This is a genomic window from Gloeothece verrucosa PCC 7822 (assembly GCF_000147335.1).
GTDB lineage: Bacteria > Cyanobacteriota > Cyanobacteriia > Cyanobacteriales > Microcystaceae > Gloeothece > Gloeothece verrucosa.
This window is the reverse complement of sequence record NC_014501.1, coordinates 2,475,198-2,500,741: the sequence shown is the minus strand read 5'-3', so window position 1 is coordinate 2,500,741 and position 25,544 is coordinate 2,475,198. Positions and strand designations below refer to the sequence as shown.

Genomic DNA, 25,544 nt, shown 5'->3' with positions numbered 1-25,544 from the left:
ACAAATTCAAGCAAGTATGTTTACTCAGTGAGGACTAAACCCGAAACAGAAAGAAGGTTTGAGAAAAAGTTAAATTATCCTTAAGAACTGAGCAAACGGCCGAGAAAACTACTAGCAGTCGTCCAAGAGCGATGGTTTTTTCGGATCTGCCAGCCGGTAGCGGCTTGAGGTGCCCGCCATAAGTCTAAATGCTCTACAGGCGGATCAGCATAAAAACTTTCTTGTCCTTCTCCCAAAAGAGCAGAACTCCAATGGGTAAATGAATCATGAGAGAGACGATAAATAGGAAAATCTCCCCACAGAGGCACGCCCCACCCATCAACAGCAATCAAGGCCCGTACTTGTTTGCCCTGTTGCCGCCAACGCCAAGCCGCACCAATAGCCCCCACTACACCAGCACTAAAACTAATGAAAGTTAATTGTTTAAAGGGGTTATTTTTATATTCTTGTTGTAAAAAATCAACGATATGAAACGCCGAGAAAGTGGGATAACGATCCACAGGTAAAACTAACAGAGGAGTTAAATTAATCCTTTGTTGTTTCAAGGCTTCCAGAAAATTATTGGTTAATTGAGGGTCATGAATACCCGGACAAATTAAATAAGTCATTAGTCAATAGTCATTAGTCAATAGTCATTAGTCATTGGTCAATAGTCAACAGTCATTAGTTACGTTAGAATTAACAAAGAGAATAGATAATCAAGCAGATAATTCAGCCCTTATCATGGTACAATATGACCCCAAAGTTCGCTTACCCAGTAGCGAGGAATTACCCGAAACCGATAATTTACCAGTGGATAACGAATTACATATCCTAGTCCCTAATTTTCTGCGCTTTATTCTCAGCTTTATTTGGACGACTCGAAATAATTGGTTTTTTGGCGTAAATATGGGACTTTATCATGCTACAGGCGTTAATCCTAGAGTTCCTATTGTTCCCGATGGGTTTCTCAGTTTGGGCGTAGATCGCATCAGAGGTAATAAACTTCGCAAAAGTTATGTCGTTTGGGAAGAAAAAGAAATAGTCCCTCAATTCGTCCTAGAAGTAGTCTCAGAAACCCCAGGTAATGAGTATGAAAGCAAAATGGAGATTTATGCCCGTTTAGGGGTGTTATATTACCTAATCTATAATCCCGATTTTTGGCTCAGAGATAGACATGAACCCTTTGAACTCTATCGCTTAATTGATGGAGAATATCAGCGACAGATAGGGGAACCTTATTGGATGCCAGAAATAGGCTTAGGAATAGGACGCTCGCGGGGAAATCATGACCGATTAGAGCGAGAATGGTTATATTGGTACAATCAACAAGGGCAAAGATATCCAACACTAGAAGAACAAACCCAACAAGCACAACAACGTAGCCAAAAGTTAGAAAACTACTTGCGCTCCTTGGGAATCGATCCAGATACGATTCAGTAGCAAATAAATTGGGCTTGACTGATTAAAGCAATCAGCTATAGTTATCCTAGAGAAATAAGATCAAAAATCAATAAAAGGCGATTTCAGTACATCAATTCACCCCCAATGCAACCAGAAGCCACTCTCAATCAACTTAAAGCCTCTCTTCCCGACGGTCAACTGCCTCCGAGTTATGGCGTTTATTTTAAAAACACCCTTGTTGCCCTTTGCCATGCCTTAGAAGACCACATCCTGCTCAGTAGTAGCCAAAATTCAGCACAAAAACCCCTAGTGTTGGTCACTTTTCAACAGGGGAAATGGTACTTACAAGAAGCCGATCGCTATTTTGATCTGGCTCAGTGTTCCGCTCATGTGGCCATTGCGGCGATGCCGGATAGCGGGTTTGCCACTCATAAAACTGGACAAGAAGATAATGTCTCTTTGGTTCATCTTGATGACAGTGATAGTCTGGTTAATGAATGGAATCTGATTATCGTTGCTCGTGACTATGCGGCAATGGTATTATGTCACGAACTGTCGCCGGAAGAATATCGCGCAGATAATCAACCCACTGTAGACACAGAACGAAAATTTTATGGGTTATGGACCTTTGATCGCACGCTGGTGGAAAAATCGGCCTCTATTTTAATAGAAAGATTTCGGCCTTATAATCCTACCCTAGCCGACAGACTCCACACTTCACATCAAGAAATCTCTCTGATGCCTAGTGCCGCTCCGGCCGATCTCAGTGGTGTTGTGGCGAGGATTGTTAGTTATTTACAAACCAGCCAACAGCAGCTAGTTACTATTACTCGTCAAACCCGAGAATTGGTAGAGTTGGAAGGACAAGCGCTGAAAATGAATCGCAATTTAGCGGCTAACAAATTACAAGCTTTCCTGCGAATGGCGCAAGGAGTAGATGAACGAGATAAAGATAATCCGGTAGCCTCTCTCCAAGTAAGCGCCTTATCAGAAACTCTCGGACAAATTATCGATTTACCCACGCTTAAACTGCGAAGATTACGATTAGCTGGGTTACTGTTTCGTATTGGGTTAGCCCAGGCCCCTAGTGAAGTATTTTCTCAAAGCTCCCATCAATTAAATGAAACTAATTATAGTTTTTGGAGAAAACGTGCTGTCTTAGGGGCACAACTATTGGCAACAATGCCGGAACTGGCCCCGATACAACAAATCGTGCTACATCATTTAGAACATTGGGATGGAAGTGGCACACCTAACGGATTAAAAGGCGAAGAAATTAGCATCGAAGCCCGTATTTTAGGATTAGTCTCTTATTTTCAAGAACTCACTCAACCCAGAGGCGACCGTGCGGCTTACAATTTGACAGAGGCCCTCGAACAATGTCAAAACTACAGTGGTACTCGTTTTGATCCAGCACTGATAGAGTCTTTAACAACGGTTATTCGACTAGCAGAGATGGGATTAATGCAATTACCGACTCGTCCTTCGCAATTACCTAGTGTATGGCTAGAAGAAGGTAAAAAACCGGAGTCAAAAGACAGGAGTCAGGAGACAGAACTTACCAGTTCATAGTCTAAGAGATGTTGTTTACAACGTTTGTACTCTCATCAGTGGTTTGTTCTTTTTTAATTGTAATTGAGCATTAAAATGGGGAATTTAGAAACATTGGATTTAGCCGCCATTCGTAAAGGAAAAGTCAAAAATCTTAGGCTGAGTAATTTAGCTGGGGCAGATTTAGCCGGTGCCGAATTGGCAGAGGCTGATTTATCAGAGGCTAATTTAACAGGTGCCTCTCTAGCGGGTGCGAACTTACAAGGAGCAATCCTCAGAGCTAATTTAAAAGGGGCAGATCTCACCGGTGCTAATTTAATGGGCGCAGATTTTCGCAATGGCGACCTACGCGGGGCAATTTTATTGGAAGCACAAGTTTCTCAAATTAGCTTTGCCGGAGCTTTTCTCGGCGGCGCAATTTTAAGCCATGTAGACTTAACTGGGGCGGATTTTCGCGGAGCCGACTTACGAGGAGCAACCTTAGTAGGCGCTATGATCAACAAGGCGGATTTTAGCGGCGCGAATTTATCGGGGGCTGATTTATCAGGGGCAGACCTCGAAGAAGCCATTTTTCTTGGGGCTGTGTGTAGAGGAACGAATCTGACACGAGCCAATTTACTGTGCGCTCAATTTGAGCAAACGCTTTTAGAGGGTGCTATTTTAGACAATACTTGTCTAGAAGGAACCTCCCTGGGTTAGATTCATCTGTGTTCATCTTTCCATTTTTTAAAAGGATACTTAACCAGATTAGAATTGTGATATTGAAGGTTTCCCGTTACCTCTTGACCAATCCAGTTGGGTAACTCAACTGCCTGATTTTCCTGTTCTAATTCGACTTCAGCGATAATTAACCCTTGATTATCTCCCATAAACTCATCTACTTCCCAAATTAATTCCCCTTGTTTTATCTTATAACGAGTTTTTTCTATTAATGGGTGATCGCATAAGTTTTCTAACATAAATAAAGCATCTTCTTTGGGAATCGGATATTCAAATTCTGCTCTTGTCGCTCCTGTGGTTTTTCCTTTAATGGTTAAGTATCCTTGCTCGCCGATAAGACGAACACGAACAGTATTAATTTTATTTTCAGTGGTAATGTATCCTTGACGATAAATGGTTCCAGAGCCTAGAGAGCGCCATCCATCGCCTTTGACTAAAAATTTTCGTTCGATTTCTATTCCCATAATTACACTCGGGGTAGATAGATTACATTTGTATTATATAGGTGCTGTCAACTGAAGCAATCGCAAATTGATCAGGCGTGCCTTATAGTAGTTGGTCTGTTTAGAGTTGATCCAATTTTCTAGGGTTGTTTAATGAGCTATTAAAAGCGTTAGAATAAAACAGTAGGCGACCAATGGACTTTTAGATGAGCGTATCTCCACCCCAAACGGCTAAAATCACCATTCGGCCTTTATACTACCGAGACATCGAAGCTATCAAAGACTTAGCTCAAGATAACTCTTTGGATAATCAGCAGGATGGGTTGGCTAGTTTTAAGCAAGATTTGCAACAAGTCCAGCGTTGGTATGGACTTCTGAAACTGCTGAGTTGGTTTCCTAACCCTTTTCAGCATGATTTAGGATTTTACGTCGCTCATAAAGAAGTGCCTCAAACTTCCACTACTCAACTTCGAGGCGTGATTCAAGTGGCTCCCTTTAATAGTAGCCGCAGCACTTGGCGAGTAGAGCAAGTTTTGATCAAAGAAGATCAATCCGATCTAGAATTTTTTAGTGATCCTCGAGGGGTAGCCTCTAATCTGCTGCGCTATTGCTTAGAGAAAATTTGGGAGGCTCGCACTTGGGTTATAGAAGTTAATATTCATCAGAAAAATATTATCGCGCTCTATCGGCAAAATGGATTTCAACCCTTAGCCGAGTTGAGTTATTGGTCTTTGTCTCCCCAGTTATTAGAACAATTAGCCCACTCAGAACCCGATTTACCGAACTTGTTACCGGTTAGCAATGCTGATGCTCATTTGCTCTATCAGTTAGATTGTGTTTCCATGCCGCCGCTACTGCGTCAAGTCTTTGATCGCCATACACAAGATTTTAAAACCAATTTCCCGCGAGCATTAGCCAATAAACTGAAAAATTGGTGTGGAGAAATAGAAATGTCTCGAGGCTACGTTTTTGAACCCCAACGCAAAGCCGCTATCGGGTATTTTGAACTGGCCTTATCTAAAAACGGCAATTTGCCTCATAAAGCTAAGTTAACGGTTCATCCGGCTTACACTTGGTTATATCCTAAGTTATTAACTCAAATGGCGCGGATTGCCCAAAAATATCCCTTGACTCCCCTAGAATTAGTCTCGGCTGACTATCAACATGAACGCGAAGAATATCTGGAAAAATTGCAAGCCCAAAGAGTAGAGCATACTTTATTGATGTCTCGTTCGGTTTGGCATAAATTAAAAGAAAGCAAACCCGAAGGTATCCCATTAAGTGAAGTTTTTTCTGGACTCCATCCGGTCCCTCGTCAACCGATTCCTAGTCCTTGGTTAAAAGTCTCTCATCCCGGGCAAAATAGAAATGAACCAGATAAGTCGGGAAATCAACGCTCTTTTACGGGAGAAAAACCCCCTGAGTCGCCGGAAAATACCGAAAATGGAGGCAAAAATATTGAACAATAACGGGTGGGACTAATCAAGATGGAGAAAGTTTCGGCATTAGGATTAGATGTCGGTAAAAGGCGCGTTGGAGTCGCTGGATGCGATGGATTAGGATTAATTGCTACCGGCTTAACTACTATTGTCAGAAGTTCTTTTGTCGCTGATGTAGAACAACTCAAACAATTAGTACAACAACGAGAAGCAAAAATCTTAGTGGTGGGTTTACCCTATTGTATGAATGGGGATATAGGTTCTCAAGCGAGACAAGTTCAAAATTACGCCACAAGAATCGGTAAAGCTCTACAATTACCCATAGAATACGTGGATGAACGCTTAACTTCCTATCAAGCAGAAGAAGAGTTAAAAGCTCAAAAACGCTTTTCTACTCGCAATAAAGGTTTAATTGATCGTCAAGCCGCCGCGATTATTTTACAACAGTGGTTAGATATGCGCCGCTCAAACAGTTAACCGTTAACAGTAATGAGTTATATTAAAAAAAATTCAACCCGAGTCTAGAGAAGTTGCCGGCAACATTTCTACAGAGATTAATCATGAAAACCATTCGCGGCGTGTGGCTAACTAATGTAGGCAGTGAGGTATTAAATTCTCGTCAAAATATTATTAATGCACTGAATTTATTGGCTGATACGGGATTTAATACGGTTTTTCCGGTAGTTTGGAATAAAGGCTTTACTCAATATCCCTCTCAAGTCATGCTTCAAACCTTTAATCAAGAAATTGATCCGGCTTTTGCCGGGCGAGATCCCCTCGCAGAAGTGATTGAAGCCGCCAAAAATGTTGGCATCGATGTTATTCCTTGGTTTGAATATGGCTTTGCTTGTTCATATCAAAAAAATGGCGGACATATTATCGCCAGTAAACCCCATTGGGCGGCTAAAGATATCAATAATCAACTCTTAAATAAAAATGGCTTTGAATGGATGAATGCTTTTGAGCCAGAAGTGCAGAATTTTATATTAAGTTTAGTTCTAGAAGTTGCTCGTAATTATGATGTTGCTGGTGTACAAGGAGATGATCGTTTACCGGCTTTACCCTGTGAGGGGGGATATGATGAAAAAACTCGGGCGCGATATTATAGCGAGCAAGGTGTTAAACCCCCGCAAAATATTAAAGATGCAAAATGGTTACAATGGCGAGCCGCTCTTTTAACGAATTTTTTGGGTAATTTATCTCGAGAAGTTAAAGCCATTAAAAATGATTTATTGGTTTCTATCTCGTCTCATCCCTATCCTTTTGGTTATCATGAATATTTACAAGATTCTCCCACCTGGATAAGACAAAAAATTGTTGATGTGATTCATCCTCAACTCTATCGGAGAACCTTAAAAGACTATCAGGCTCTAGTAGAGACAACCCTTAAACAATTTAGTCCTGACGATTTAACTCGACTTTTTCCGGGGGTTTTAATTCGATTAAATGCGCCTGGAAAACCACAAGATTTTCATATTTCTCCTGAGCAACTTTGGCAAACTATTCTTATTAATCGACGTTTAGGAATTCGCGGCGAAGTTTTTTTCTTTTTTGAAGAGTTAAATGTTAACGCTCAATCTCTTGCTCAATTTCTTCAGGCAAAAAATTATGCAGAACAGATTTTTATCAGTGCGGGAATGAGGGGAGATGATGTTCAAGAAATACAACGGCTTTTACAAAATCGAGGCTTTTATCGGGGTAAGCTCAATGGAAATTTTGGCTTTCGGACAAAAGCGGCTGTTACAGCTTTTCAAAAAGCTAATGGCTTAAAAAATGATGGGATAGTTGGCCCGCTAACCTACAGGCAATTAAAATTCTCGGGAATTACATAAATAAGTTTTATGTTGTTGGGGATAATCATTAACTAAAGTTTGTCTAAAAACACCTCTTTTTGGGTTGAGAGAATCTAGGCTCGTTCTTTTGAGAGAGAAGAAATATTGAAGTTATTTAAGATACTTTTTGAAAATAATTATTCGGCTATAATGGAAAAAATAAACTTTAAAAATATTTCTTCTCCCTAAAAAAAAATATAATAAATAAAAAAACTAATATGAATACTCAACTTAACCAAAGCATAAGAAAAACGAATATACCTTTACCGTCCACGATTATTATTATTGGTGGCGGCTTTAGTGGTTCGATGGTAGCGGCTCATCTGCTGCAAAAAGCCAAAACCCCGATGATCATTAAACTCATTGATCGCTCTCCAGAACCAGGTAAAGGAATCGCTTATGCTACCCCGATCAAATCTCATTTGCTTAACGTCAGCGCCGGCAAAATGAGCGCCTATGCGGATCAACCCGACCATTTTATGGAGTGGTTACAGCAGCAAAACCACCCTGAGATCCAGAGCAGGAGTTTTGCCCCTCGGCGGCTATATGGGGAGTATATACAAACAACGTTAGAACAAGCCCTCAAGCAGGCCCCGCCCTATGTCCATTTCGAGAAAATTACCGCCGAAGTGGTCGCTATTCAACCGTTAGGCAAAGGGGCCGTAGTATCTTTTGAGAGCGATGAACATCTCTATGGAGACAAAATCGTCTTAGCAACGGGGAATTTTCCCTCGAATTTGCCGCCCTCTATTAGTCATCTCGTCAAGAGTGATCGCTCAGTGAAACAAGCTTGGTATTGGGAAGCGACGACAAATCTTGACCCAGAAGCGTCCGTGCTGGTAATCGGTACAGGGTTGACAATGGTAGACATGATAGTCGCTTTGCATGAACAAGGACATCGTGGGCCGATATACGCCGTTTCTCGTCATGGACTGCTCCCCCAACGCCATCAAGCCGCTATCTCGTCTTATCAAAGATTTATCGATGTAGAGAATGCGCCTCAAACCATTGGCAGACTCCTGCGTCAAGTGCGTCTAGAAGTTAAAGCCGCCGCTTCAATGGGTGTAGATTGGCGTGCAGTTATAGATTCCCTGCGCCCGGTAACCCAACAACTTTGGCAGCACCTTTCCCTAGAAGAACAAAAACGCTTTTTACGTCACCTCAAATGTTATTGGGATATTCATCGCCATCGTATCGCCCCCGAAATTGCTGATATTTTAGAAAGTTTAGTGCAACGGGGACAGTTACAGGTTTATGCCGCGCGGCTGGAAAATGCCAGTTTAACTGAAAGTGGTCTTGAGGTAACGCTCCGTCAACGGGGAACAGAGATCATCACTCATTTGAGCGTAGGTCGTCTGATCAACTGTACCGGCGCTAACGGAAATTATCGTACTATTTCTCATCCTCTGATCAGCAGTTTGCAAATTTTAGGATTATTACGCCCCAGTGCCATCGGATTAGGCATTGACACGGCTAATAATGGTGCCATTCTTGATGCTAAAGGGAATCCCTCTAGCTGGTTATATACTTTAGGGACTTCAAGAGCGGGTAATCTTTGGGAGTCTATCGCGGTGCCGGAACTCCGAAAACAAGCACAAGATTTAGCCCAAGAAATATTGCAAACTCTGCCACTTAAAACCGGTTTTAAGGTTTTTGTCGAGGAACAAAAGCAAAATACACTGATATGGCGGCAACTGTTCGATAAAGAATCTTCTACCTATACTTATTTAATCGCTGATGCTCACTTGAAAATAGCCGCTTTAGTCGATCCCGTGCTAGAACAGGTGGAACGGGACTTACAAATTCTGCGAGAGCTTGGGTTAACCTTACGTTACTGTTTAGAAACTCACGTTCATGCTGACCATATTACCGGCGCGGCTAAATTGCGAACCTTGACCGAATGTGAAATTATTGTGCCGCAAAATGCCGGCGTGATGGGAGCCGATCGCTTTATGGCTGATGATGAACTATTGTTATTAGGAGAGGTGGAAATCCGGACGATCGCTACTCCGGGTCATACCAATGGACATAATGCCTATCTAATCAATGGGACTCATTTGCTAAGTGGAGATTCTTTATTAATTCGCGGCTGTGGTCGCACCGATTTTCAAAATGGGGATGCCGGCTTACTGTATGATGTGGTTACTGAGCGATTGTTTACCTTAGCCGATGAAACCTTTGTCTATCCGGGACATGACTATCAAGGACGCACCGTTTCTACCATTGGAGAGGAAAAACGCTGTAATCCTCGTTTTGCTGGCCGTAGCCGCACCCAGTTTCGAGAATTAATGGCGAATCTGAATCTACCCTATCCCAAACGAATGAAAGAAGCTGTTCCTAGTAATGAGCTATGTGGGGCATTACTCGAGCCGGATTTAGATCAAAGTGCGGCGGATACTTCTACCACTTCAAGCGTTGATCCCCTCGTTTTTTGCGGGATGTATATTTAAATTCATCAATTCCCTTTACCGGTTATCGCTATCAACGTCCCAAAATTCCTCTAGACCCAGGCCATTTACTCATGTTACCAAAGATTCAAGACGAGCCATGATTTCGTTTAACGTTTCCATCGAGATTTTTTCGATAAAGTTAGCATTTCTAGCTTGACAATCGACGGCTCTTAATTGATCGACCAATACTACTCCTTGAACCTGGCACGAATCCGGCAATTTCACTTCAAAAGGCCACCCCTTTTCCTTGCTCGTAATGGGGCAGATTAAAATAATTTTTGAGACTCGATTATAGGCTTGGGGAGAAATCACTAAGGCCGGACGTATCCCAGATTGTTCACTGCCGGTTCGCGGATTTAATGAAAGCCTGATGATATCGCCACGACAGGGAATACTACCATCAATTTTTACCAAATCTCGTCTCCTTGGGGATCGCCCCACTCGATTTCTTCATGCTGTTGATCGGCAGAGATATTTTGAAGTAATTCGGAGAGGGTGTATTTAGGACGGGCAGGTGATAAAATAATTCGATTATTTTCTAAGGAAATCCTTAATAAATCTCCTTCATTTAGCCCAATTTCTTGAATTATCGCCTGTGGTAGTCTTATCCCAAGAGAGTTACCCCACTGACTTAACTTTTGTATCACCATGATTAACTAAAAATCCTCAACGGTGTTTATACAATGAATATACAAGATATTTCTATACTACCACCGACTCTCCTACTAAATATTGGAAAGCTTGATTGGCCTTCTGTGCTGCCTTGAGAAATGCCGTTTTATCGCCTCGTAAAACAGTCCTTTACTCTTGATCAAAGAGCCTAGAATATGCGATGATAGTTATTTGTGTGTAAATTTAATTAGGATAAACGTTCCTCGATTATGGCCAGCAAGAAAGGTGTACGCCTAATCATCACTCTAGAATGTACCGAATGCCGCTCGAACACCAATAAGCGTTCCGCCGGTGTCTCCCGCTATACGACCTCTAAAAACCGTCGTAATACTACAGGCAGATTAGAATTAAAAAAATTCTGTACCCATTGCAACAAGCATACTGTCCACAAAGAAATCAAGTAATTTCTTTAGCATAAATTAAGTAAAAAGTCAAAGAAAGAAAAAACTATGAGTTATTATCGTAAGCGGCTGTCTCCCATTCCTCCCAGTCAACCCATTGACTACAAAGACATCGAACTGCTACGGAAATTTATTACTGAACGCGGCAAAATCTTACCCCGACGGATTACAGGATTAACAGCCCAGCAGCAAAGAGATTTAACGGCGGCGGTAAAACGCGCTAGACTGATAGCTTTATTACCTTTTATCAACAAAGAAGCTTAGAAGAAAATGGCAGGAGATGAGTAATGCTGCCATTCCCAGAGAGATCAGCAGGGTGGGTATGGCTCACCCTAATCTAATTAGACTTTTAGCATAGCGTTTGAGCATTTGTAGGGTAGTTTCTGAGCCGGGCTGCGGCTTAAGTCTGCCTTGAATCTCAAATTGCTGATAATCAGGCATAGGACCCTGAGTCGGCATATCTGTATACCAGAGATTTCCATAGTATTGAGTTCTTTGTGTTGCCAAATGATCATAATTGAGTTTGACAGCATGTAGAGTATCCCAAGAAGGAGCAAAGATGACAATACTATTATTTTTAGTCTGCTGTTTAACCGTATCGCACCACTCCCAGGGCACCCAACATCTATCATAATCTTCGTTGTAACGCCAAAACTCTCCAATAAAGCGCTTCTTGGGTTTTAAGGTAAGGTAATGAGTATGAATGTCTAAATCTTCAGAATTTACCGATGGGTTGACATTCAACATATAGGTTAAAGCTTTGCTGCGAATATCTGGATGAGGACTGATTTCGTAACCCTGAAGATATTTTTGCAGACCTGCATCATATTTAGTGGGTCTTGTAATGTTAAATTTCTCCCTCAAAGTGTTTTTAAACTCCTCAGAATGAAAAAACTCACGAAGCTGTTTTAAGATATTATTTTGGGGAGTTTTCAGACGAAAGGCAAGGCCAAAACCCTCGCAGGTTTCAACATTAGTGTAGCCAGATTGGCCTTTAAGCCACTTTAAGTAAGCCTTTACTGAGGTTGTACAACCTGGAAAAGCGATAATTTCATACCCTTGCTCTATCAAAGTATCAATTAAACTTTTTGTATCATTGGCTTTTGCTATAGCAATTTGACTTGCATTGATTACGGCATTAAAATGCTCTTCTGAAAGGAAATCAAATATTTCTAAATGCTTAAATGGCTCTTGACGAAACTCTGCTGAAGCAATTTTGTCAAGCAGATAGGTAAACTGGCTAACTTTCGTTGCTTCTATTGTATTCATACAATTTAAGGCTTACTCGTGAATTGGGTTTCCAGGGATTATAGCAGCAAAATCTTAAGCGCAAAATCAGCACTAAGATGGGTGGCTCGGAAAACTTTTTTAGGTATTTTTTAACACTTTTTTTATAAGTAGTTTCTTAGATTATTCTTTCCTATCCCCATCACTAGAATCCCGCCCCGGCGCATTTTCAATAGCCGCTAATGCCGCACTAGAACCGGCAATAATATCTCTTTCTTCTCCTCCTAAATATAATCTTCCAAAACTCCCGACAGCACTCACTTGTAGAATATTAATTAAAGCCGCTTTTTCAGCTTCATTAGCAGCGAGGGCAGCATAAGCGGCGGGTTGAACTTCTAGAACATATAAAGTTTGTCCGGCTAACAGCATTTGTCCCCGGCGACTCCGGTTAATCAGTTGTGCTTGGTAAGGGTCGATATTACGGATAATTTGGCTAGAAACCACTTGCGGTTTAATACAATCTTTTTGATTAATACCTAGTGAGGCTAAAATGGCTTTGCCGGCGGCTCGAGTTTCTCCTTGATTGCTAGAATGAATTTCTAGAAGTCCGTAGAGTCTTTCCACAAATAACACCCCAGGACGGACAACGGCGGCTTTAAGGGCTATATCCGTAATGCGGTTAATTTCAATCCCCGGTGAGACTTCTATCCACAAAGAAGCATCGCCCGGCACGGGTAAAAATCCTTGTGCTACCGCACCAATATAAGCGGCGTGCTGAGGTTGTAACCTGTCTAAATAAACGTAACTCCGTAATTCTACACCCAAAATTGAATACTCCGTTGGTGGTAAGATAGCTATAGAATTGACCTACAACAAGTTACCATAAGATGCACGGTTATAACCATTTTCAAGGCATTAAGTGAGCAAACTATCATGAATTTGCTCGAAATTCGTCCTCATATCCAAAAAAAGCTCTCAAGAGTCTTGTTAAGATTAAGATAAAACCACCAATTACAAGAGAGCAACATGACTCAATCAAGTCATCAACCCACCCCTAACCCTGTGCCTCCATTAGAAATACAACCGACGCTTAAGTTAGCGCTGTTTATTCAATACCTTCAAAACAATCCTATAGAAACCGCCGATGATTGCCAAGCCACCATTAACTATTGGGATGAAAACAACTTAAATTTATTGAACGGTGCCGATAAAAAAGAAGGTTTTTAAAATTTTTTGTCTTTTATTAAACAAAACTTTTGCTGAGCCAGATCAAGACTAGATGACTACAACAGGACAAATCATGCCTAAGATCCTGTCCAGATCCTTAGTATTATAATTTTGACACTCCTTGCCCTGAAGTGCAAGGATTCTCAGAATGATGGAAACATCATTGAAGGGATAGCCAAAATCCCTCTACTCTCTCGTCCAAAAGGATCTGAGTCTACTTTTAGGTGTCTGTTTGCTCACTCGCTCAATTGTTTTTGCTTGTGGGGGCTAGGACTAGAGTGTTGCCACTGGTTTAACCATTTCGGTTAAACGCCATTTAACTAGAGCGTCCCACCACGAGGATTTTCACCTGCCAATTAAGGTCATCGTGGCTTTAATTATTATATCCTAGTTCAAATTTATGTAAAGCCGTCCTAGAAGGACGGGGTTTCTACCCGTAATTTTCGATGAACGAAGCTATCAAATGAGCAGAATAACATCAGGTTGAGTTGAATTCTCTTTTAAGCGCCCAACATAATAATACTATGATTCAATATACTGTCAGCTTGGGGGTGGCTATTTATGGTCTGCATGGTAAGACTCAAGAACAACTCCTTCGAGCCGCCGATAAAGCCTTGTATGAGGCTAAAAATTCAGGCAGGAATCGAGTTGTCATCGCTCTACCCTGCCATTAACTTTTGCTATTATCCATTAGACAACTCAAACAACGGACGTAGCTTCACGCCTAACGCTGTTCCGCCCATAGCACAAATAATCCAAAGCCATCCATGTAAACTCGTGGAAGCAATGCCGCTAAAGTAAGCGCCCACATTACAGCCAAAGGCCAACCTAGCCCCATAACCCATGAGCAACCCTCCCAATAAAGCCGCCATCATCGCTAATTTAGAAGGGGGTTTTTTAATGGACAAGCGTCCGACAAGGGCGGCGGCTAGGGCAGCACCCAGAATAATACCCAAATTCATCACAGAAACCACATCAGCTAACACACTACGACTGAGGGACTCAAAGTGTGTCCCTTGACTCCAATACTCGCTAGTGGCAGGATTCCAGCCTAATAGCTGTGCGATTTTAGCGCCCCATAAGGTAAAGCCCGAAGTAACCCCCCAAGGTCGTCCGGCTATAAGTAGGGTTAACCCATTGAGAAAAGCCAGCATAAACGCTCCTATGGGAAGGGACCAAGGGCCATACAACAGAGAATGAAGCCATGAAGAGGGTTGCCCGGGTGAAGTAGGCATTACCTCGCTTTTTTTCTCCGGATTTTTCTTGGCAAACCACAAAGCGCAGGCAATAAGCCCAAAAGTAAGCAATTGAATAGATACTCCAGTCCATCCCCATTGCTCTATCAAAGATAAAGGTTCAGTTTTGGGGAACCCTGACCAAAAAGGGGCGGTTAGGGTGGACCAAAATGCTCCGATACAAAAGGTCAACAGTGTCAATAGCATCATACTGCTACCACCGCCGATAGTGTAAAGTGTTCCGCAGGCACAGCCGCTACCAAGCTGCATCCCCACCCCAAACAGAAAAGCACCAATGGCTCCTTGAACGCTGACGGGAAAAACGGCTCCTGTCATTTCTTGTCCCCATAGGGAACCTCTTAAGAGAATGGGAGCAAATAAGAGCGTCGCACAGGCTAACATCAAGATCTGTGCCAGTATGCCCTTGAATTCACCATGAACAAATAATTTGCGGTAAGCCGAGGCAAACCCGAAACTAGCATGATAAAGACTAATGCCAAATAAATTGCCGATGAGAAATAAGACACATTGCCGCCAACCAAAAGGACTCAAAGCCAGTATGATCGCTATTCCTATTACTAGAAGCAGTAAAATGAGGGTTTTCTGGGAGCGAGGTTGTAAACTGCGGGGTGCAACCGATAGAGAAATGCCTGAACTACTCATGATTAGCTAACTTAAAACATTTATCAAAGAAGGAGAGGGAGAAGGAGAGGGAGAGGGAGAGGGCTTAGGTTTCCTTCTAGTATCATCAGTTCTAGTGGGAGCGCAACTCATCTTGTATGGGATAGCAGAAGCATACTCGCTAGTCGGTAATAGATTGATAATATTTAGGGCAAAACAGCAAGGAATTAGGGTTAAAGAAAAGATTTTCATCTTTTAAGGATACTCCAGAAGCGGCTCAGGCTAGACATTTTGGCTATCTCGCCCTGTTTCGATGGGCAAATCTGGATAGGACGAATATTCTGTCCACGAGCCTTCGTATACTCTTACCTTGGGATAGCCCAGTAAATGCTTTAATACATGATACTGCAAAGTCGCTTCTCGTCCAGTGCTACAAGTGACGATGATATCTTGGTCCGGGGTAATGCCACGTTTAGCTAAAATTTGTTTAATTTCTTCTAACGGTTTCAATTGATGAAAGTTAGATTCTCCAACCGTGAAACTAACCCAAGGAATATTTTTAGCTCCCGGAATATGTCCGTTACGCACCCAAATCTGTTGCTCCCCGGAAAATAACTCAGGGGGACGAGGGTCAATAAATACGATGCCAGGCTTTTTAATCGATTGTTTAACTTGCTCTAGGGTAACGCGAACTGACGGATCATCTTTTACGCTAAAGGTGCCGGCTTTATATTTAGGAAATTCTTTAGCCACTGGCAATTGAGCGGCTTTATAGCCAGCTAACCCACCATCTACAATTGCTACATTATGATGTCCGGTTCGTTCTAACAGATAAGCCACCATTGTTGCACCGAGGATCTCTCTGCCATCAGCATAAACCACTATTTTGCTTTGATCAGTTACGCCGGCTTCGCTAAAAAGAGACTGTAGTTTCTGGCTTTGCCAATATTGTACTGGTAGTGTGCCGTTAGGCCCGCGAAAAGTCGGATCGGCAATATGCACAGCATTAGGAATATGTCCGGTGATGTAATCTAAGGGGTTACTTCGCACATCAAGTATACGGATGTCGGCATCGTTTTGATGTTCGGCAACCCAAGAGGGAGACACAAACACAACCTTAGAAGGTGTAGCGGCTGTAGACGGATGAATCGGTAGTAGGGGAATAATGGCTGTACAAACGATCACAGAAATCAGAAAAAACAAGATTTTTGAAGGCCAAGATTTAATCAATGAAAGCTGTTTTAAGATACTACTCTTCATTTTTTACTTCCTCTATGAATAATCAAAGGTTTCCCTAGAGCCTACAGACTCTATGCTATTAATCAAAGCAGAAGGTTTTTTTTGCAAACTACACTAACTTTATCAAATTATAATAGTTTTCTTAGAAATCATCTCACAAGTTTACAAACAATAGCAAGAGTTTAGTCCAAGAAAGTTTTCAATAGTTGGCCCAGGAGCTACTGGAGATTAATCTAGGTTATAAAATTTAAACGGTTTATAAGGCTACATTATTAAGCACGCTCGGGTTTTTCTTCGACATGGCCGAGGATGATTCTTAGAAGTTGAAAATTTCCTATTATATCCCTTGACGAAGCTTGAGAGCCTGGTTACCCTAGAAATTATTGGGGAAGTTTAGCCATGAATCATTTCGCCATTTTAATTAGCTTTTTACGGAATCGTTTTCAGTTTTTGGAAGAAATTCATAAAGGTAACCGACTAGAAACTAAAATTTTTTCCTTACTGATTTGTAGTGCCGTTTTTTTAGCCATTTATGGAGCCATTATCGGGTCTTCTCAAAGCTGGTTACAAATGCTGTCTTCAGCGCTCAAATTACCAGCTTTATATTTACTCACCTTAATTATTTGTCTGCCAACGTTATATTTTTTTGATATTGTCTCTGGCTCTCGGTTTAGTTTTATTCAATATATTGCTTTACTGTTAGCTTCTCTATCAATGATTAGTGTAATGTTGTTTGGTTTTGCTCCGGTTTCTCTTTTCTTTAGACTTTCTTCTAATGACTATTTCTTTTTTCAATTGTTGAATATTACGATTTTTGCGATTACGGGTTTTATCGGCATTAATTTTTTCTATCACTCAGTTATTAATATTCCTTTCCAAAATGATGAAATTCCTAAAAATCGAAAAAATATTATTCGGGGTTGGTTAGTTCTATTTGCTTTTGTTGGCAGTCAATTAGGATGGACGCTTAGACCTTTTTTTGGGAGTCCGGGTCAACCTTTTGCTTTATTTCGCGATATAGAAAGTAATTTTTATATTCAACTCTTTAGAATTATTGGTAGAGTTTTAGGTTTTAATTCCTAAAATGGAGAGAATTAAATGTCAGTGAATCTTGATGATTTTTTGATTGAGCAACAAGAGTTAGAGAGTTTAATTGATGGAAATCTTGTGACTCAAATATCTCTTGATATTTATCGAGGAGTGTTTTTAAAAAATAAGAAGAGTTTGTTTTCAACTTTTTTAACGGAAATTTTTACTTTTATACTGATTTTAATTGGCGTGATTCCCCTCGCTATTATTGTCATTCGTAATCGAGTCAAAATGCCTGAAGGTAGCACCGAAATTAATCAAATATTAATAATTTTAGCAATCATCTGCTTAGGGTTAATGTTACTGATTAATATTTATTGGTGGAAACAAAGTCATCAATTTAAGTCTTTAGCTATCTTAGTTGATAAAACTGAACAATATAATCATCTAATTCAATCGATTAAGCTAGTGAAAGCTCTAGAATTAAGCAATGCCTTAAATACGGCAGAAAATTGGGAAAGTCAACATCAAGATTTAATGGAGGCTTTAAGGGTAATCAAAGATAGTTTAATTCAAGGTTTTACCGTAGAGAAAATTATCAGAAAACATAAAGCACTGATTAACAATCAATATGATTTACTCACCAGTATCGAAGCTAATTTAACAGCTTTAATGACCTTCGATTTAAGTAATCCAAGTAGTAATTATAGAGATTTATTACAAGATGCTATACAGATTGGCATGACAGTCCATAAAGAAATGATAAAATTACGAAATAAACAAGATTAATTTCAGGATTTTTAGCCCTCAATAAATAATTTAAATGCGTCTTAGCTTATTCTAACTAGGAGAGGAAGTATTTAAGCGAGTGACTAGAGTAAAATACTATAACTGATTGGGAAGCTGAAAATGTCGTCATCTTTAAATCCAGAAAAGGAAATTTTGATCGTCGGTGCAGGGCCAGTGGGATTAACAATGGCGGCGAGTTTAGCACAATCAGGCATATCTTGCCGCATTATCGACAAAGCAGATGCCCCTTCCCAGTGGTCGAAAGCTTTAGGCATTTTTCCCAGAACCCTTGAAGTTTTTGAAAACCTAGGAGTAATAAAACCTGTTCTTGAGACCGGTAAGCCGCTTCATAAAATCAACCTACAGGCACAACAGCAGCGCTTAGGAAGCGTTAGTTTTAATACCGTTAATAGTCCCTATCCTTTTGTGATTAGCTTGCCTCAGAGCCAAACAGAACGCATTTTAAGGGAACATTTGGCTCATCTTGGCGTAAAAGTTCAGCAAAATGTCGAGTTAGTCGGATTGAAGCCGCACGAAGGAGGCGTTACTGCTACCCTACATCATGCCGATGGACAGCAAGAAACTTATCAACCGAGTTGGTTAGTGGGGTGCGATGGTTCCCGCAGTAAAGTGAGGGAACTTTTAGGCATTCCTTTTGTGGGTTCTCACTATCAAGAAAGCTTTGTCTTAGCAGATGTCAAAATCGATGGGTCATTACCTGATAACGAAGCTACCGCCTTTTATTATGCTGATGGAGTGTTAGCCCTGTTTCCTCTGCCCGGGGAAAGGTTTCGGGTAATTATTAGTTGGCCTCAAAAACTAGCCGCTTCTGAACCCACTTTAGCGCAGATTCAAGCCTTGGTGGATCGCGCCAGTGCCCTTAACCTACAATTAAGTGATCCGATCTGGATTTCCAAGTTTCATATTTCTCGTCGCAAAGTCAGACAGTATCGCATGGGACGAGTATTTTTAGCCGGAGATGCCGCTCATGTACATAGTCCAGCCGGCGGACAGGGGATGAATACTGGCATTCAAGATGCACATAATTTAGGTTGGAAATTAGCCTTAGTAGCGGCTGGTTTATCCCCCTCATCGCTGCTAGATAGCTATCAGATAGAACGAGAACCGGTTGCTAGTGAAGTGTTACTATTCACTGACATGATTACGCGAGTGGCTACCTTACGCAACCCTTTTGCTCAATTTCTACGCAATGTTATGATGTCGGTGGGGATGAAGATTAGCGCGATCACGGTTCGAGGTGCTAATACTTTAGCCGAAGTCAATATCAGCTATCGTCACAGTCCCATTGTTGCAAATTCTCAACCTAGCTTTTTTGCAAATTTGAATCCAGGTACAGTCAAGGCAGGAGATCGCGCCCCTGACGCGCAACTACATCAACTCTCAGGGCAACCTGTGCGAATTTTTGAGCTTTTGGGTAAGCGGCAGGTTCTTTTATTGTTTATTGATGGGGAAATTTTGAGTAAGATCTATCAAAATTGGTGGGCAAAAGTTAGAGAAATTGAAGAAAATTACCCCGAAACTATTACTGTTTATCCTATTTTTTCGCGTAAGGAACTAGCAACAGATTTAGAGAAAAATTATTCTATTTTAATAGATTCAGAACAAAGATTTGCTCAACAATATCAAATAACAGAGTCTTGTTTATATCTAATTCGTCCTGATGGTTATATCTGTTTTTGTAGCCCCTTATCTGAATGGGAGCGGCTTCAAGCTTATCTAAAACGCATTTTTTATTAAACAAAATTTTTGAATTTAAAATATAAATATTTAATCAATGAGGACATCTCATCTACAATTGAGAGGCAGTATTAGCTAAAGCTCAACGCACTGGACTATATTTGACTAGAATTAGAGCAAAATTTTACAATACCATTTCTGTATAAAGATGCAACCAATTAAAAAATTCGGCGCAGCTTCACATAGAAATGGTATAATATTAGGCGTAATCGTCATTATGGAGTAGAAATACGAGTGCCATCAAAAGCAAATGTGTATGAATGACTCGATTCTTGCTCTGGCAGGTCTCCATCTAAAGGAAAGCTAGTAATTGTAAATGTTCCTGACACTGTATCCAATGAGAAATTAAACTTTGCATAATAATCACTTTTGGCAACAGTGACCTTTTCAGGCTTTGCAGAATTGGGATCTGGGAAATTAAAGTTTAACGTTGTGGCTTCGACCCAATTATCATTTGCACCACATTCCCAAACACCTCGTCCGCTTGTAAAACGATTATTAGGAAATCCTTGAGCAGCCGGAGGGACACCGTAAGTACCACCTTGATTGGAATCAATAGCAACAATTTGACCGTCTGAAGTTAGTGATATTACTCTTTTTCCTGTGAAGTTATTAGAACTAATAGCAGTTCCGTAATAGGTATTTAGTAAATATGTTCCAGGGACTTGAGGACAATTTGCAATTGCCGCTTGAGCCTCCGCTTTATTTAGAACAAAAACATCCATAACAGTCAACATTAACAAGAGACAGAAAGTACCGACAACTACAGATAAAATCTGTCGAATTTTTGCAGAAATCATAGACAATAACCTCCATTCAAATAGTATATATGTACGATAAAAAGTCGTACTAAAGGGACAGGGGACAAATGTTAGTGGCTCAAAGGGGGCTTCCCTATACCTATCAAGCTAGAAGGAAAAGGTTAACCCATCGGGACTCGCGACAAACTTTAGTCACTAAAAGGGCTAAAAACCTTGCTGGACATATTTTCTAGCTTAAAGGGGGTATAAGCGGCACGGAACCTATATCTATCAAGAGTTTAACTGACGCGCTCCGGTTAAACTTATACGGAATAGCTCAATTTGTGCCTTTATTATCGCGAATAGCTAAACTGTTGCCATCACGATCAGTAAAAAATGCTAACCGTACTCCATTACCAGGCTTTTGAATTGAACTTACAGGAATGGCTCTGTCTTCCAAATATTTTTTAGTCACCGCTACATTATCAACAACTATTGTTATTACTCCTTTCGCTGTCCCCGTTCCTTCATAAGGGTTTTGGTAGACTGCAATCCTCCCCTGAACTACATTAGGGTAATAAAACTCCCTCCAACAAATCTGCTTAGGATCATCGGTACAGGGGGTATCCATGTTTTGATCGATTGTCATACCCAGGATATCAACGTAAAATGGAGTTGCTTTGCCTTTTATAGAGGAAGAATTTACCCTGTATAAATAACTTTGGGGTTTTAGTATTTGGATTGTAGTTTTTGAGAGTTCTTCTTGTGCGTATGCTGGTGCGCTCAAACCAATAGCTAATACAACAGCTAACAGCACTCCAATAAATACTCTTGGCAATTTTTGTATCATGTTTGTAACTTGAGGTAGTTATACAAATGGTTAATATGTAGGAGATGACTCACTTCAATCAGCGGGATTTAGCTCAACCTAGGATCAAAGGAGCAAAAATTAACTTTTTTTCTGCCTACATAATTAGAGACGTTTCCTGACCCCAATTTCGGAATTTTTCGAGTTACAGACATTTTTTCTAGTCCCAAACCCTACTCAAACCCTAGAAACTTAGCTACTCCTTACCTTTAACCTGTCACCAAATCTGCTCTACTGGCATTTTTGGGAAACCTGTCTATAGATATAAAAGTTGTCAAGGCAATGGAAGTCTATAGCATTTCCCTAAAACGCTTCGTAACAAAGCCTTAACATAAATCCCCCTTACGAAGTGCTAAACTCAACAAAAGCAGCTTGTTATATTCCCATTCTACTCATGACTACCTCTCCAGAGTCCCCAGAGATCACCACAGAAATTGCCACTAAAAAATCTCCTCATACGGACTATCGTAAACTGGACCGTAGCAAATTAACGCCGATGTCTCAGCACTACATAGAGGTAAAAGAACAATATCCCAATGCCTTATTACTGTATCGAGTCGGGGACTTCTTTGAGTGCTTTTTTCAAGATGCTGTTACCATCTCCCAAGAATTAGAATTAGCCCTCACCAGTAAAGATGGCGGCAAAGAAATAGGGCGAGTAGCTATGACCGGTGTTCCTCATCATGCCCTAGACCGTTATAGCCGATTATTGGTAGAAAAAGGCTATGCTGTCATTATCTGCGATCAAGTGGAAGATGCCGCCGAAGCCGCAGCAGCCGGACGCATGGTAGAAAGACAAATTACTAAACTGCTTACCCCCGGTACCATAACCGATGAGGGAATGTTACACGCTCGCAAAAATAATTATCTCGCCGCCATTGTTATTGCCAAAGACCATTGGGGGTTAGCTTATGCCGATATTTCTACGGGAGAATTTTTAACCACTCAATCTAATAATTTATCTGCCCTCACTCTAGAATTATTGCGGCTACAACCGTCAGAAATTTTAATTCCTACTAATGCCCCTGATATTAATAGCCTACTACGACCCGGAGAAAAATCTGATTACTTAGCCGATTATTTACCCGACTGTTTTTGTTATTCCCTGCGGTCCCAAATACCTTTTACCCTCAATGAAGCTAAACCCAGACTGTTAACCACTTTTCGCCTTAAGTCTCTAGAGGGGTTAGGATGTGAAGAGTTAACTCTGGCTATTCGGGCAGCCGGCGGATTATTAGAATATATAGAGGATACCCAAAAAGCGCATCAAGTCCCCCTACAACCCCTCAAAACTTACAACCTAACTGAGTTTCTGGTTTTAGATTATCAAACCCGGAGAAATTTAGAAATTACTTCTACGGTAAGAGATAATAGTTATTATGGTTCTCTGTTGTGGGCATTAGACCGCACCGCTACGGCAATGGGAGGACGGGCACTACGCCGTTGGTTATCAGAACCTCTCTTAAGTATTAAAGGCATTACAGCGCGACTTGATACCATTGAAGAGTTAAAAGAAAACCCTTCGCTTCGTACCGACTTGCGGCAACTGCTGCGAGATATTTATGATTTAGAACGTATTACCGGACGTGTGGGCGCGGGAACCGCTAACGCCAGAGAATTACTCGCTTTAGCCCAGTCTTTAGTTAGATTAACTGATTTAGCCGACTTAGCTAAAGGGGGCAATTCACCTTATCTCAGGGCGCTACAAAAAATTCCCCCAGACTTAGAAGCTTTAGGAAAAGAAGTGGTCGCCCATTTGGTAGAAACTCCCCCCTTACATCTTAAAGACGGGGGGGTTATTCAAGATGGGGTCAACTTTCAATTAGATGAAATGCGCCGCTTGTATGAGGAAGATCAACAGTGGTTAGCTAATTTAGAAGTGAGCGAAAGGCAACGCACAGGTATTTCTAATTTAAAAATAGGCTATAACAAAACTTTTGGTTACTATATCAGTTTACCTCGTGCTAAAGCCGACCATGCCCCCGAGAATTATATCCGCAAACAAACCTTAACCAATGAGGAACGCTATATTACCCCTGAATTAAAAGAAAGAGAAACTCGAATAGAGAGGGCTAAAGATGAACTACATGAATTAGAATATCAAATTTTTTCGCAATTAAGAGCTAAAGTAGCCGAGAAAGCCCAAGAAATTCGCAATATAGCGAAGGCTGTAGCGGCTATTGATGTGTTAGCCGGGTTAGCGGAAGTAGCGGTTTATCAAAGTTATTCCCGCCCTCAAATAACCGAAGGAAGAATAATAGAAATTACTGACGGCAGACACCCTGTGGTTGAACAGTCTTTAGGAATGGGTTTTTTTGTTCCCAATTCAACTAATCTGGGAAGTTTGCCGCCCAGTAAAATATCAGAAGGAAATAATCAGGATTATCCTGACTTAATTATTTTAACTGGGCCTAATGCAAGTGGGAAGAGTTGTTATTTAAGACAGGTGGGTTTAATTCAATTAATGGCTCAGATCGGTAGTTTTGTTCCTGCTAAAGCCGCCCTTTTAGGAATCTGCGATCGCATTTTTACTCGGGTGGGCGCGGTGGATGATTTGGCAACCGGACAATCTACCTTTATGGTAGAAATGAATGAGACGGCGAATATTCTCAATCATGCCACGCCTAACTCTTTAGTTTTATTAGATGAAATAGGACGAGGTACAGCTACATTTGATGGGTTATCCATTGCTTGGGCGGTGGCAGAATATTTAGCGGCAGAAATTCAAGCTAGAACAATTTTTGCGACTCATTATCATGAGTTAAATGAATTAGCTTCTATTTTATCAAATGTGGCTAATTATCAAGTAACTGTAAAAGAAATGCCCAATGAAATTATTTTCTTACATCAAGTGCGTCCCGGCGGCGCAGATAAATCTTATGGGATAGAAGCCGGGCGGTTAGCTGGATTGCCCTCTGTAGTGATAGATCGGGCTAGACAGGTGATGACTCAGATCGAAAAACATAGTAAAATTGCTTTAGGATTGCGGCAAGGAATTCAAAAAGTCAATCCCATTAAAAATAAAAAATCGAGAGAAAAAATGCTTGAACAGTTGGATATTTTTGGAGAGTAATTAGCCGTTTTTAAGCTTACAAAATCTGAATATATCCTAATTTATCACTCATGGGCACTATAGCATTGACAATAATACTGTATTCCGCTAAATTTATAGTGCTTTATAGCAACGAGATGTATCTAGATTGACAAGGATAATGGAGATGAAGCGTCTAACTAACTGGCTAAAACTGCCAAAAAATAGAGTATTAACTGGGGTGCGGAACTCGATCCGCACTGGGTTTATAGTAGGGCTTTTCTGGGTAGTGGGCATGATTTTTACAGATGATGCGTTGGCCCAAACTGTCATTACTCAAACGCCAAAATTAGACAGTACCTTGCAAACAATAGTAACAAAAACTCAATTTTCCCTTCAGAAAGCTGTGCAAGATACAAATCAGGTAATTAGCGATTTACCAGAACAATTTGACCTTGCCGCAACGGAGACACAACCAGCTATTCGCAAACAAATAGAAGACGATATTGAAAATAGACAAGATGCCCTCGAAAATCTCGCTGATAAGGTAGATGATTTAGCTGAAAAAGTGAAAAAGTACAGTAAGAAATTGTATGGTGCCGGTTTAGGTTCCCAGATTCAACAAAACGCCCAAAATTTGCTCCTGTCCTTAGACAACCTGGCTAACAGTATTAACCGTTTAGCCGATGATGTAGAAGCCGCCAGAGACAATATAATCGTTCCTATCGGCGATCAGCTTAGACCTCAAATTGAGGCAGTCAAAGGCGCTCTACAGGAGGCCCAGCAGTCAATTGAAGCTATTCAAAATCCAGCATAACCCTTTTACCCCAGAGGCGTTAGAAAAGTTGCGGCACAACGAAGGTTAAACCAGTTGCCGCCTTTTTTTGTG

At 40.9% G+C, this 25,544-nt stretch carries 26 protein-coding genes and 2 pseudogenes; 17 read left to right on the top strand and 11 right to left on the bottom strand.

What is annotated here, in order from left to right:
* Positions 1 to 80: 80 nt before the first annotated feature.
* Positions 81 to 608 (bottom strand): hypothetical protein, encoded by a 528-nt coding sequence (locus tag CYAN7822_RS10935; protein ID WP_013322325.1) that lies wholly within the window; start codon positions 606 to 608, stop codon positions 81 to 83.
* A gap of 115 nt (positions 609 to 723) precedes the next feature.
* On the opposite strand from CYAN7822_RS10935, the gene CYAN7822_RS10930 reads away from it, so the two are divergent.
* From CYAN7822_RS10930 to CYAN7822_RS10920, 3 genes are all read left to right on the top strand, one after another.
* Positions 724 to 1,422, top strand: a complete 699-nt coding sequence (locus tag CYAN7822_RS10930) for a Uma2 family endonuclease (protein WP_013322324.1) — start codon at positions 724 to 726, stop codon at positions 1,420 to 1,422.
* Between the two features lie 105 nt (positions 1,423 to 1,527).
* The gene (locus tag CYAN7822_RS10925) at positions 1,528 to 2,955 is read left to right on the top strand and encodes an HD domain-containing phosphohydrolase (RefSeq protein ID WP_013322323.1); all 1,428 of its coding nucleotides are present in this window, start codon (positions 1,528 to 1,530) and stop codon (positions 2,953 to 2,955) included.
* Positions 2,956 to 3,030: 75 nt separating this feature from the next.
* On the top strand, positions 3,031 to 3,633 hold the full coding sequence (locus tag CYAN7822_RS10920) for a pentapeptide repeat-containing protein (protein WP_013322322.1): 603 nt from the start codon (positions 3,031 to 3,033) through the stop codon (positions 3,631 to 3,633).
* A 2-nt stretch (positions 3,634 to 3,635) separates the two neighbouring features.
* On the opposite strand, the gene CYAN7822_RS10915 is transcribed toward CYAN7822_RS10920, so the two are convergent.
* On the bottom strand, positions 3,636 to 4,118 hold the full coding sequence (locus tag CYAN7822_RS10915) for a CYTH domain-containing protein (protein ID WP_013322321.1): 483 nt from the start codon (positions 4,116 to 4,118) through the stop codon (positions 3,636 to 3,638).
* Between the two features lie 185 nt (positions 4,119 to 4,303).
* On the opposite strand from CYAN7822_RS10915, the gene CYAN7822_RS10910 reads away from it, so the two are divergent.
* The 5 genes and pseudogenes from CYAN7822_RS10910 to CYAN7822_RS39400 all read left to right on the top strand — a co-directional run.
* Complete coding sequence (locus CYAN7822_RS10910; RefSeq protein ID WP_013322320.1) at positions 4,304 to 5,566, top strand: GNAT family N-acetyltransferase; 1,263 nt, start codon at positions 4,304 to 4,306, stop codon at positions 5,564 to 5,566.
* An 18-nt stretch (positions 5,567 to 5,584) separates the two neighbouring features.
* A complete protein-coding gene (gene ruvX, locus CYAN7822_RS10905; protein ID WP_013322319.1) occupies positions 5,585 to 6,013 on the top strand; it encodes a Holliday junction resolvase RuvX in 429 nt (142 codons plus the stop codon).
* Between the two features lie 83 nt (positions 6,014 to 6,096).
* Positions 6,097 to 7,368, top strand: coding sequence for a glycoside hydrolase family 10-like protein (locus tag CYAN7822_RS10900; RefSeq protein ID WP_013322318.1), 1,272 nt, complete (start codon positions 6,097 to 6,099; stop codon positions 7,366 to 7,368).
* A gap of 218 nt (positions 7,369 to 7,586) precedes the next feature.
* Positions 7,587 to 8,267 (top strand): annotated as a pseudogene (locus CYAN7822_RS39405) (FAD/NAD(P)-binding protein); the annotation flags it as partial.
* A gap of 780 nt (positions 8,268 to 9,047) precedes the next feature.
* Positions 9,048 to 9,725, top strand: a pseudogene (locus tag CYAN7822_RS39400) (MBL fold metallo-hydrolase); the annotation flags it as partial.
* 162 nt (positions 9,726 to 9,887) lie between these two features.
* Here the strand turns inward: CYAN7822_RS39400 and CYAN7822_RS10890 are convergent.
* On the bottom strand, positions 9,888 to 10,232 hold the full coding sequence (locus tag CYAN7822_RS10890; protein WP_013322316.1) for a type II toxin-antitoxin system PemK/MazF family toxin: 345 nt from the start codon (positions 10,230 to 10,232) through the stop codon (positions 9,888 to 9,890).
* A complete protein-coding gene (locus tag CYAN7822_RS10885; protein WP_013322315.1) occupies positions 10,226 to 10,468 on the bottom strand; it encodes an AbrB/MazE/SpoVT family DNA-binding domain-containing protein in 243 nt (80 codons plus the stop codon). Before CYAN7822_RS10885 ends, CYAN7822_RS10890 begins: the two co-directional genes overlap by 7 nt.
* A gap of 231 nt (positions 10,469 to 10,699) precedes the next feature.
* Between CYAN7822_RS10885 and rpmG the strand changes: the two genes are divergently transcribed.
* Positions 10,700 to 10,894 (top strand): 50S ribosomal protein L33, encoded by a 195-nt coding sequence (gene rpmG, locus CYAN7822_RS35635; protein ID WP_013322314.1) that lies wholly within the window; start codon positions 10,700 to 10,702, stop codon positions 10,892 to 10,894.
* Between the two features lie 45 nt (positions 10,895 to 10,939).
* Positions 10,940 to 11,155 carry a 30S ribosomal protein S18 gene (gene rpsR / locus CYAN7822_RS10880; protein ID WP_013322313.1) on the top strand — a complete coding sequence of 72 codons (216 nt, stop codon included), beginning with the start codon at positions 10,940 to 10,942 and terminating at the stop codon, positions 11,153 to 11,155.
* Between the two features lie 63 nt (positions 11,156 to 11,218).
* Here rpsR and CYAN7822_RS10875 read toward each other — a convergent pair whose 3' ends face one another.
* Together CYAN7822_RS10875 and ccmP are read right to left on the bottom strand one after the other, a co-directional pair.
* Positions 11,219 to 12,160 (bottom strand): hypothetical protein, encoded by a 942-nt coding sequence (locus CYAN7822_RS10875; RefSeq protein WP_013322312.1) that lies wholly within the window; start codon positions 12,158 to 12,160, stop codon positions 11,219 to 11,221.
* 141 nt (positions 12,161 to 12,301) lie between these two features.
* Positions 12,302 to 12,943: a beta-carboxysome protein CcmP gene (gene ccmP / locus CYAN7822_RS10870; protein WP_013322311.1), complete on the bottom strand. Its 642-nt coding sequence runs from the start codon at positions 12,941 to 12,943 to the stop codon at positions 12,302 to 12,304.
* Positions 12,944 to 13,144: 201 nt separating this feature from the next.
* On the opposite strand from ccmP, the gene CYAN7822_RS10865 reads away from it, so the two are divergent.
* Positions 13,145 to 13,345, top strand: coding sequence for a hypothetical protein (locus CYAN7822_RS10865; RefSeq protein WP_013322310.1), 201 nt, complete (start codon positions 13,145 to 13,147; stop codon positions 13,343 to 13,345).
* Positions 13,346 to 13,833: 488 nt separating this feature from the next.
* Positions 13,834 to 14,019 (top strand): diguanylate cyclase, encoded by a 186-nt coding sequence (locus tag CYAN7822_RS10860; protein WP_041933209.1) that lies wholly within the window; start codon positions 13,834 to 13,836, stop codon positions 14,017 to 14,019.
* Positions 14,020 to 14,028: 9 nt separating this feature from the next.
* On the opposite strand, the gene CYAN7822_RS10855 is transcribed toward CYAN7822_RS10860, so the two are convergent.
* The 3 genes from CYAN7822_RS10855 to CYAN7822_RS10850 are packed head-to-tail and all read right to left on the bottom strand — an operon-like array spanning position 14,029 to position 16,461.
* The gene (locus tag CYAN7822_RS10855; protein WP_013322309.1) at positions 14,029 to 15,243 is read right to left on the bottom strand and encodes a YeeE/YedE family protein; all 1,215 of its coding nucleotides are present in this window, start codon (positions 15,241 to 15,243) and stop codon (positions 14,029 to 14,031) included.
* Between the two features lie 6 nt (positions 15,244 to 15,249).
* Entirely contained in the window at positions 15,250 to 15,453 is a 204-nt protein-coding gene (locus CYAN7822_RS37625) for a hypothetical protein (protein WP_157871802.1), read from the bottom strand.
* 30 nt (positions 15,454 to 15,483) lie between these two features.
* Entirely contained in the window at positions 15,484 to 16,461 is a 978-nt protein-coding gene (locus CYAN7822_RS10850; RefSeq protein ID WP_013322308.1) for a sulfurtransferase, read from the bottom strand.
* Between the two features lie 378 nt (positions 16,462 to 16,839).
* Here CYAN7822_RS10850 and CYAN7822_RS10845 point away from each other — a divergent pair, with 378 nt between their 5' ends.
* The 3 genes from CYAN7822_RS10845 (at position 16,840) to CYAN7822_RS10835 (ending at position 20,016) form a co-directional block, all read left to right on the top strand.
* Positions 16,840 to 17,523 (top strand): hypothetical protein, encoded by a 684-nt coding sequence (locus CYAN7822_RS10845; protein WP_013322307.1) that lies wholly within the window; start codon positions 16,840 to 16,842, stop codon positions 17,521 to 17,523.
* Positions 17,524 to 17,538: 15 nt separating this feature from the next.
* Positions 17,539 to 18,258 carry a hypothetical protein gene (locus CYAN7822_RS10840; protein WP_013322306.1) on the top strand — a complete coding sequence of 240 codons (720 nt, stop codon included), beginning with the start codon at positions 17,539 to 17,541 and terminating at the stop codon, positions 18,256 to 18,258.
* A 120-nt stretch (positions 18,259 to 18,378) separates the two neighbouring features.
* Positions 18,379 to 20,016 (top strand): FAD-dependent monooxygenase, encoded by a 1,638-nt coding sequence (locus CYAN7822_RS10835; RefSeq protein WP_013322305.1) that lies wholly within the window; start codon positions 18,379 to 18,381, stop codon positions 20,014 to 20,016.
* 215 nt (positions 20,017 to 20,231) lie between these two features.
* On the opposite strand, the gene CYAN7822_RS10830 is transcribed toward CYAN7822_RS10835, so the two are convergent.
* Together CYAN7822_RS10830 and CYAN7822_RS10825 are read right to left on the bottom strand one after the other, a co-directional pair.
* Complete coding sequence (locus tag CYAN7822_RS10830; protein ID WP_013322304.1) at positions 20,232 to 20,816, bottom strand: hypothetical protein; 585 nt, start codon at positions 20,814 to 20,816, stop codon at positions 20,232 to 20,234.
* A gap of 277 nt (positions 20,817 to 21,093) precedes the next feature.
* Positions 21,094 to 21,606: a VOC family protein gene (locus CYAN7822_RS10825; protein ID WP_013322303.1), complete on the bottom strand. Its 513-nt coding sequence runs from the start codon at positions 21,604 to 21,606 to the stop codon at positions 21,094 to 21,096.
* 412 nt (positions 21,607 to 22,018) lie between these two features.
* On the opposite strand from CYAN7822_RS10825, the gene mutS reads away from it, so the two are divergent.
* Both mutS and CYAN7822_RS10815 read left to right on the top strand, forming a co-directional pair.
* Positions 22,019 to 24,697, top strand: coding sequence for a DNA mismatch repair protein MutS (mutS, locus tag CYAN7822_RS10820; RefSeq protein ID WP_013322302.1), 2,679 nt, complete (start codon positions 22,019 to 22,021; stop codon positions 24,695 to 24,697).
* Between the two features lie 145 nt (positions 24,698 to 24,842).
* Positions 24,843 to 25,472, top strand: a complete 630-nt coding sequence (locus tag CYAN7822_RS10815; RefSeq protein WP_013322301.1) for a hypothetical protein — start codon at positions 24,843 to 24,845, stop codon at positions 25,470 to 25,472.
* Positions 25,473 to 25,544 lie beyond the last annotated feature (72 nt).

Bases quoted from the DNA above. Each gene is read 5' to 3' on its own strand.
- CYAN7822_RS10840 (WP_013322306.1), top strand. From the start codon at position 17,539: ATGTCAGTGAATCTTGATGATTTTTTGATTGAGCAACAAGAGTTAGAG.
- ruvX (WP_013322319.1), top strand. From the start codon at position 5,585: ATGGAGAAAGTTTCGGCATTAGGATTAGATGTCGGTAAAAGGCGCGTT.
- CYAN7822_RS10900 (WP_013322318.1), top strand. From the start codon at position 6,097: ATGAAAACCATTCGCGGCGTGTGGCTAACTAATGTAGGCAGTGAGGTA.
- CYAN7822_RS10920 (WP_013322322.1), top strand. From the start codon at position 3,031: ATGGGGAATTTAGAAACATTGGATTTAGCCGCCATTCGTAAAGGAAAA.
- CYAN7822_RS37625 (WP_157871802.1), bottom strand. From the start codon at position 15,453: ATGAAAATCTTTTCTTTAACCCTAATTCCTTGCTGTTTTGCCCTAAAT.
- CYAN7822_RS10925 (WP_013322323.1), top strand. From the start codon at position 1,528: ATGCAACCAGAAGCCACTCTCAATCAACTTAAAGCCTCTCTTCCCGAC.
- rpmG (WP_013322314.1), top strand. From the start codon at position 10,700: ATGGCCAGCAAGAAAGGTGTACGCCTAATCATCACTCTAGAATGTACC.
- mutS (WP_013322302.1), top strand. From the start codon at position 22,019: ATGACTACCTCTCCAGAGTCCCCAGAGATCACCACAGAAATTGCCACT.
- CYAN7822_RS10915 (WP_013322321.1), bottom strand. From the start codon at position 4,118: ATGGGAATAGAAATCGAACGAAAATTTTTAGTCAAAGGCGATGGATGG.
- CYAN7822_RS10875 (WP_013322312.1), bottom strand. From the start codon at position 12,160: ATGAATACAATAGAAGCAACGAAAGTTAGCCAGTTTACCTATCTGCTT.
- CYAN7822_RS10910 (WP_013322320.1), top strand. From the start codon at position 4,304: ATGAGCGTATCTCCACCCCAAACGGCTAAAATCACCATTCGGCCTTTA.
- CYAN7822_RS10835 (WP_013322305.1), top strand. From the start codon at position 18,379: ATGTCGTCATCTTTAAATCCAGAAAAGGAAATTTTGATCGTCGGTGCA.
- CYAN7822_RS10845 (WP_013322307.1), top strand. From the start codon at position 16,840: ATGAATCATTTCGCCATTTTAATTAGCTTTTTACGGAATCGTTTTCAG.
- CYAN7822_RS10815 (WP_013322301.1), top strand. From the start codon at position 24,843: ATGAAGCGTCTAACTAACTGGCTAAAACTGCCAAAAAATAGAGTATTA.
- rpsR (WP_013322313.1), top strand. From the start codon at position 10,940: ATGAGTTATTATCGTAAGCGGCTGTCTCCCATTCCTCCCAGTCAACCC.
- CYAN7822_RS10885 (WP_013322315.1), bottom strand. From the start codon at position 10,468: ATGGTGATACAAAAGTTAAGTCAGTGGGGTAACTCTCTTGGGATAAGA.
- CYAN7822_RS10825 (WP_013322303.1), bottom strand. From the start codon at position 21,606: ATGATACAAAAATTGCCAAGAGTATTTATTGGAGTGCTGTTAGCTGTT.
- CYAN7822_RS10930 (WP_013322324.1), top strand. From the start codon at position 724: ATGGTACAATATGACCCCAAAGTTCGCTTACCCAGTAGCGAGGAATTA.
- CYAN7822_RS10865 (WP_013322310.1), top strand. From the start codon at position 13,145: ATGACTCAATCAAGTCATCAACCCACCCCTAACCCTGTGCCTCCATTA.
- CYAN7822_RS10830 (WP_013322304.1), bottom strand. From the start codon at position 20,816: ATGATTTCTGCAAAAATTCGACAGATTTTATCTGTAGTTGTCGGTACT.
- CYAN7822_RS10855 (WP_013322309.1), bottom strand. From the start codon at position 15,243: ATGAGTAGTTCAGGCATTTCTCTATCGGTTGCACCCCGCAGTTTACAA.
- CYAN7822_RS10935 (WP_013322325.1), bottom strand. From the start codon at position 608: ATGACTTATTTAATTTGTCCGGGTATTCATGACCCTCAATTAACCAAT.
- CYAN7822_RS10850 (WP_013322308.1), bottom strand. From the start codon at position 16,461: ATGAAGAGTAGTATCTTAAAACAGCTTTCATTGATTAAATCTTGGCCT.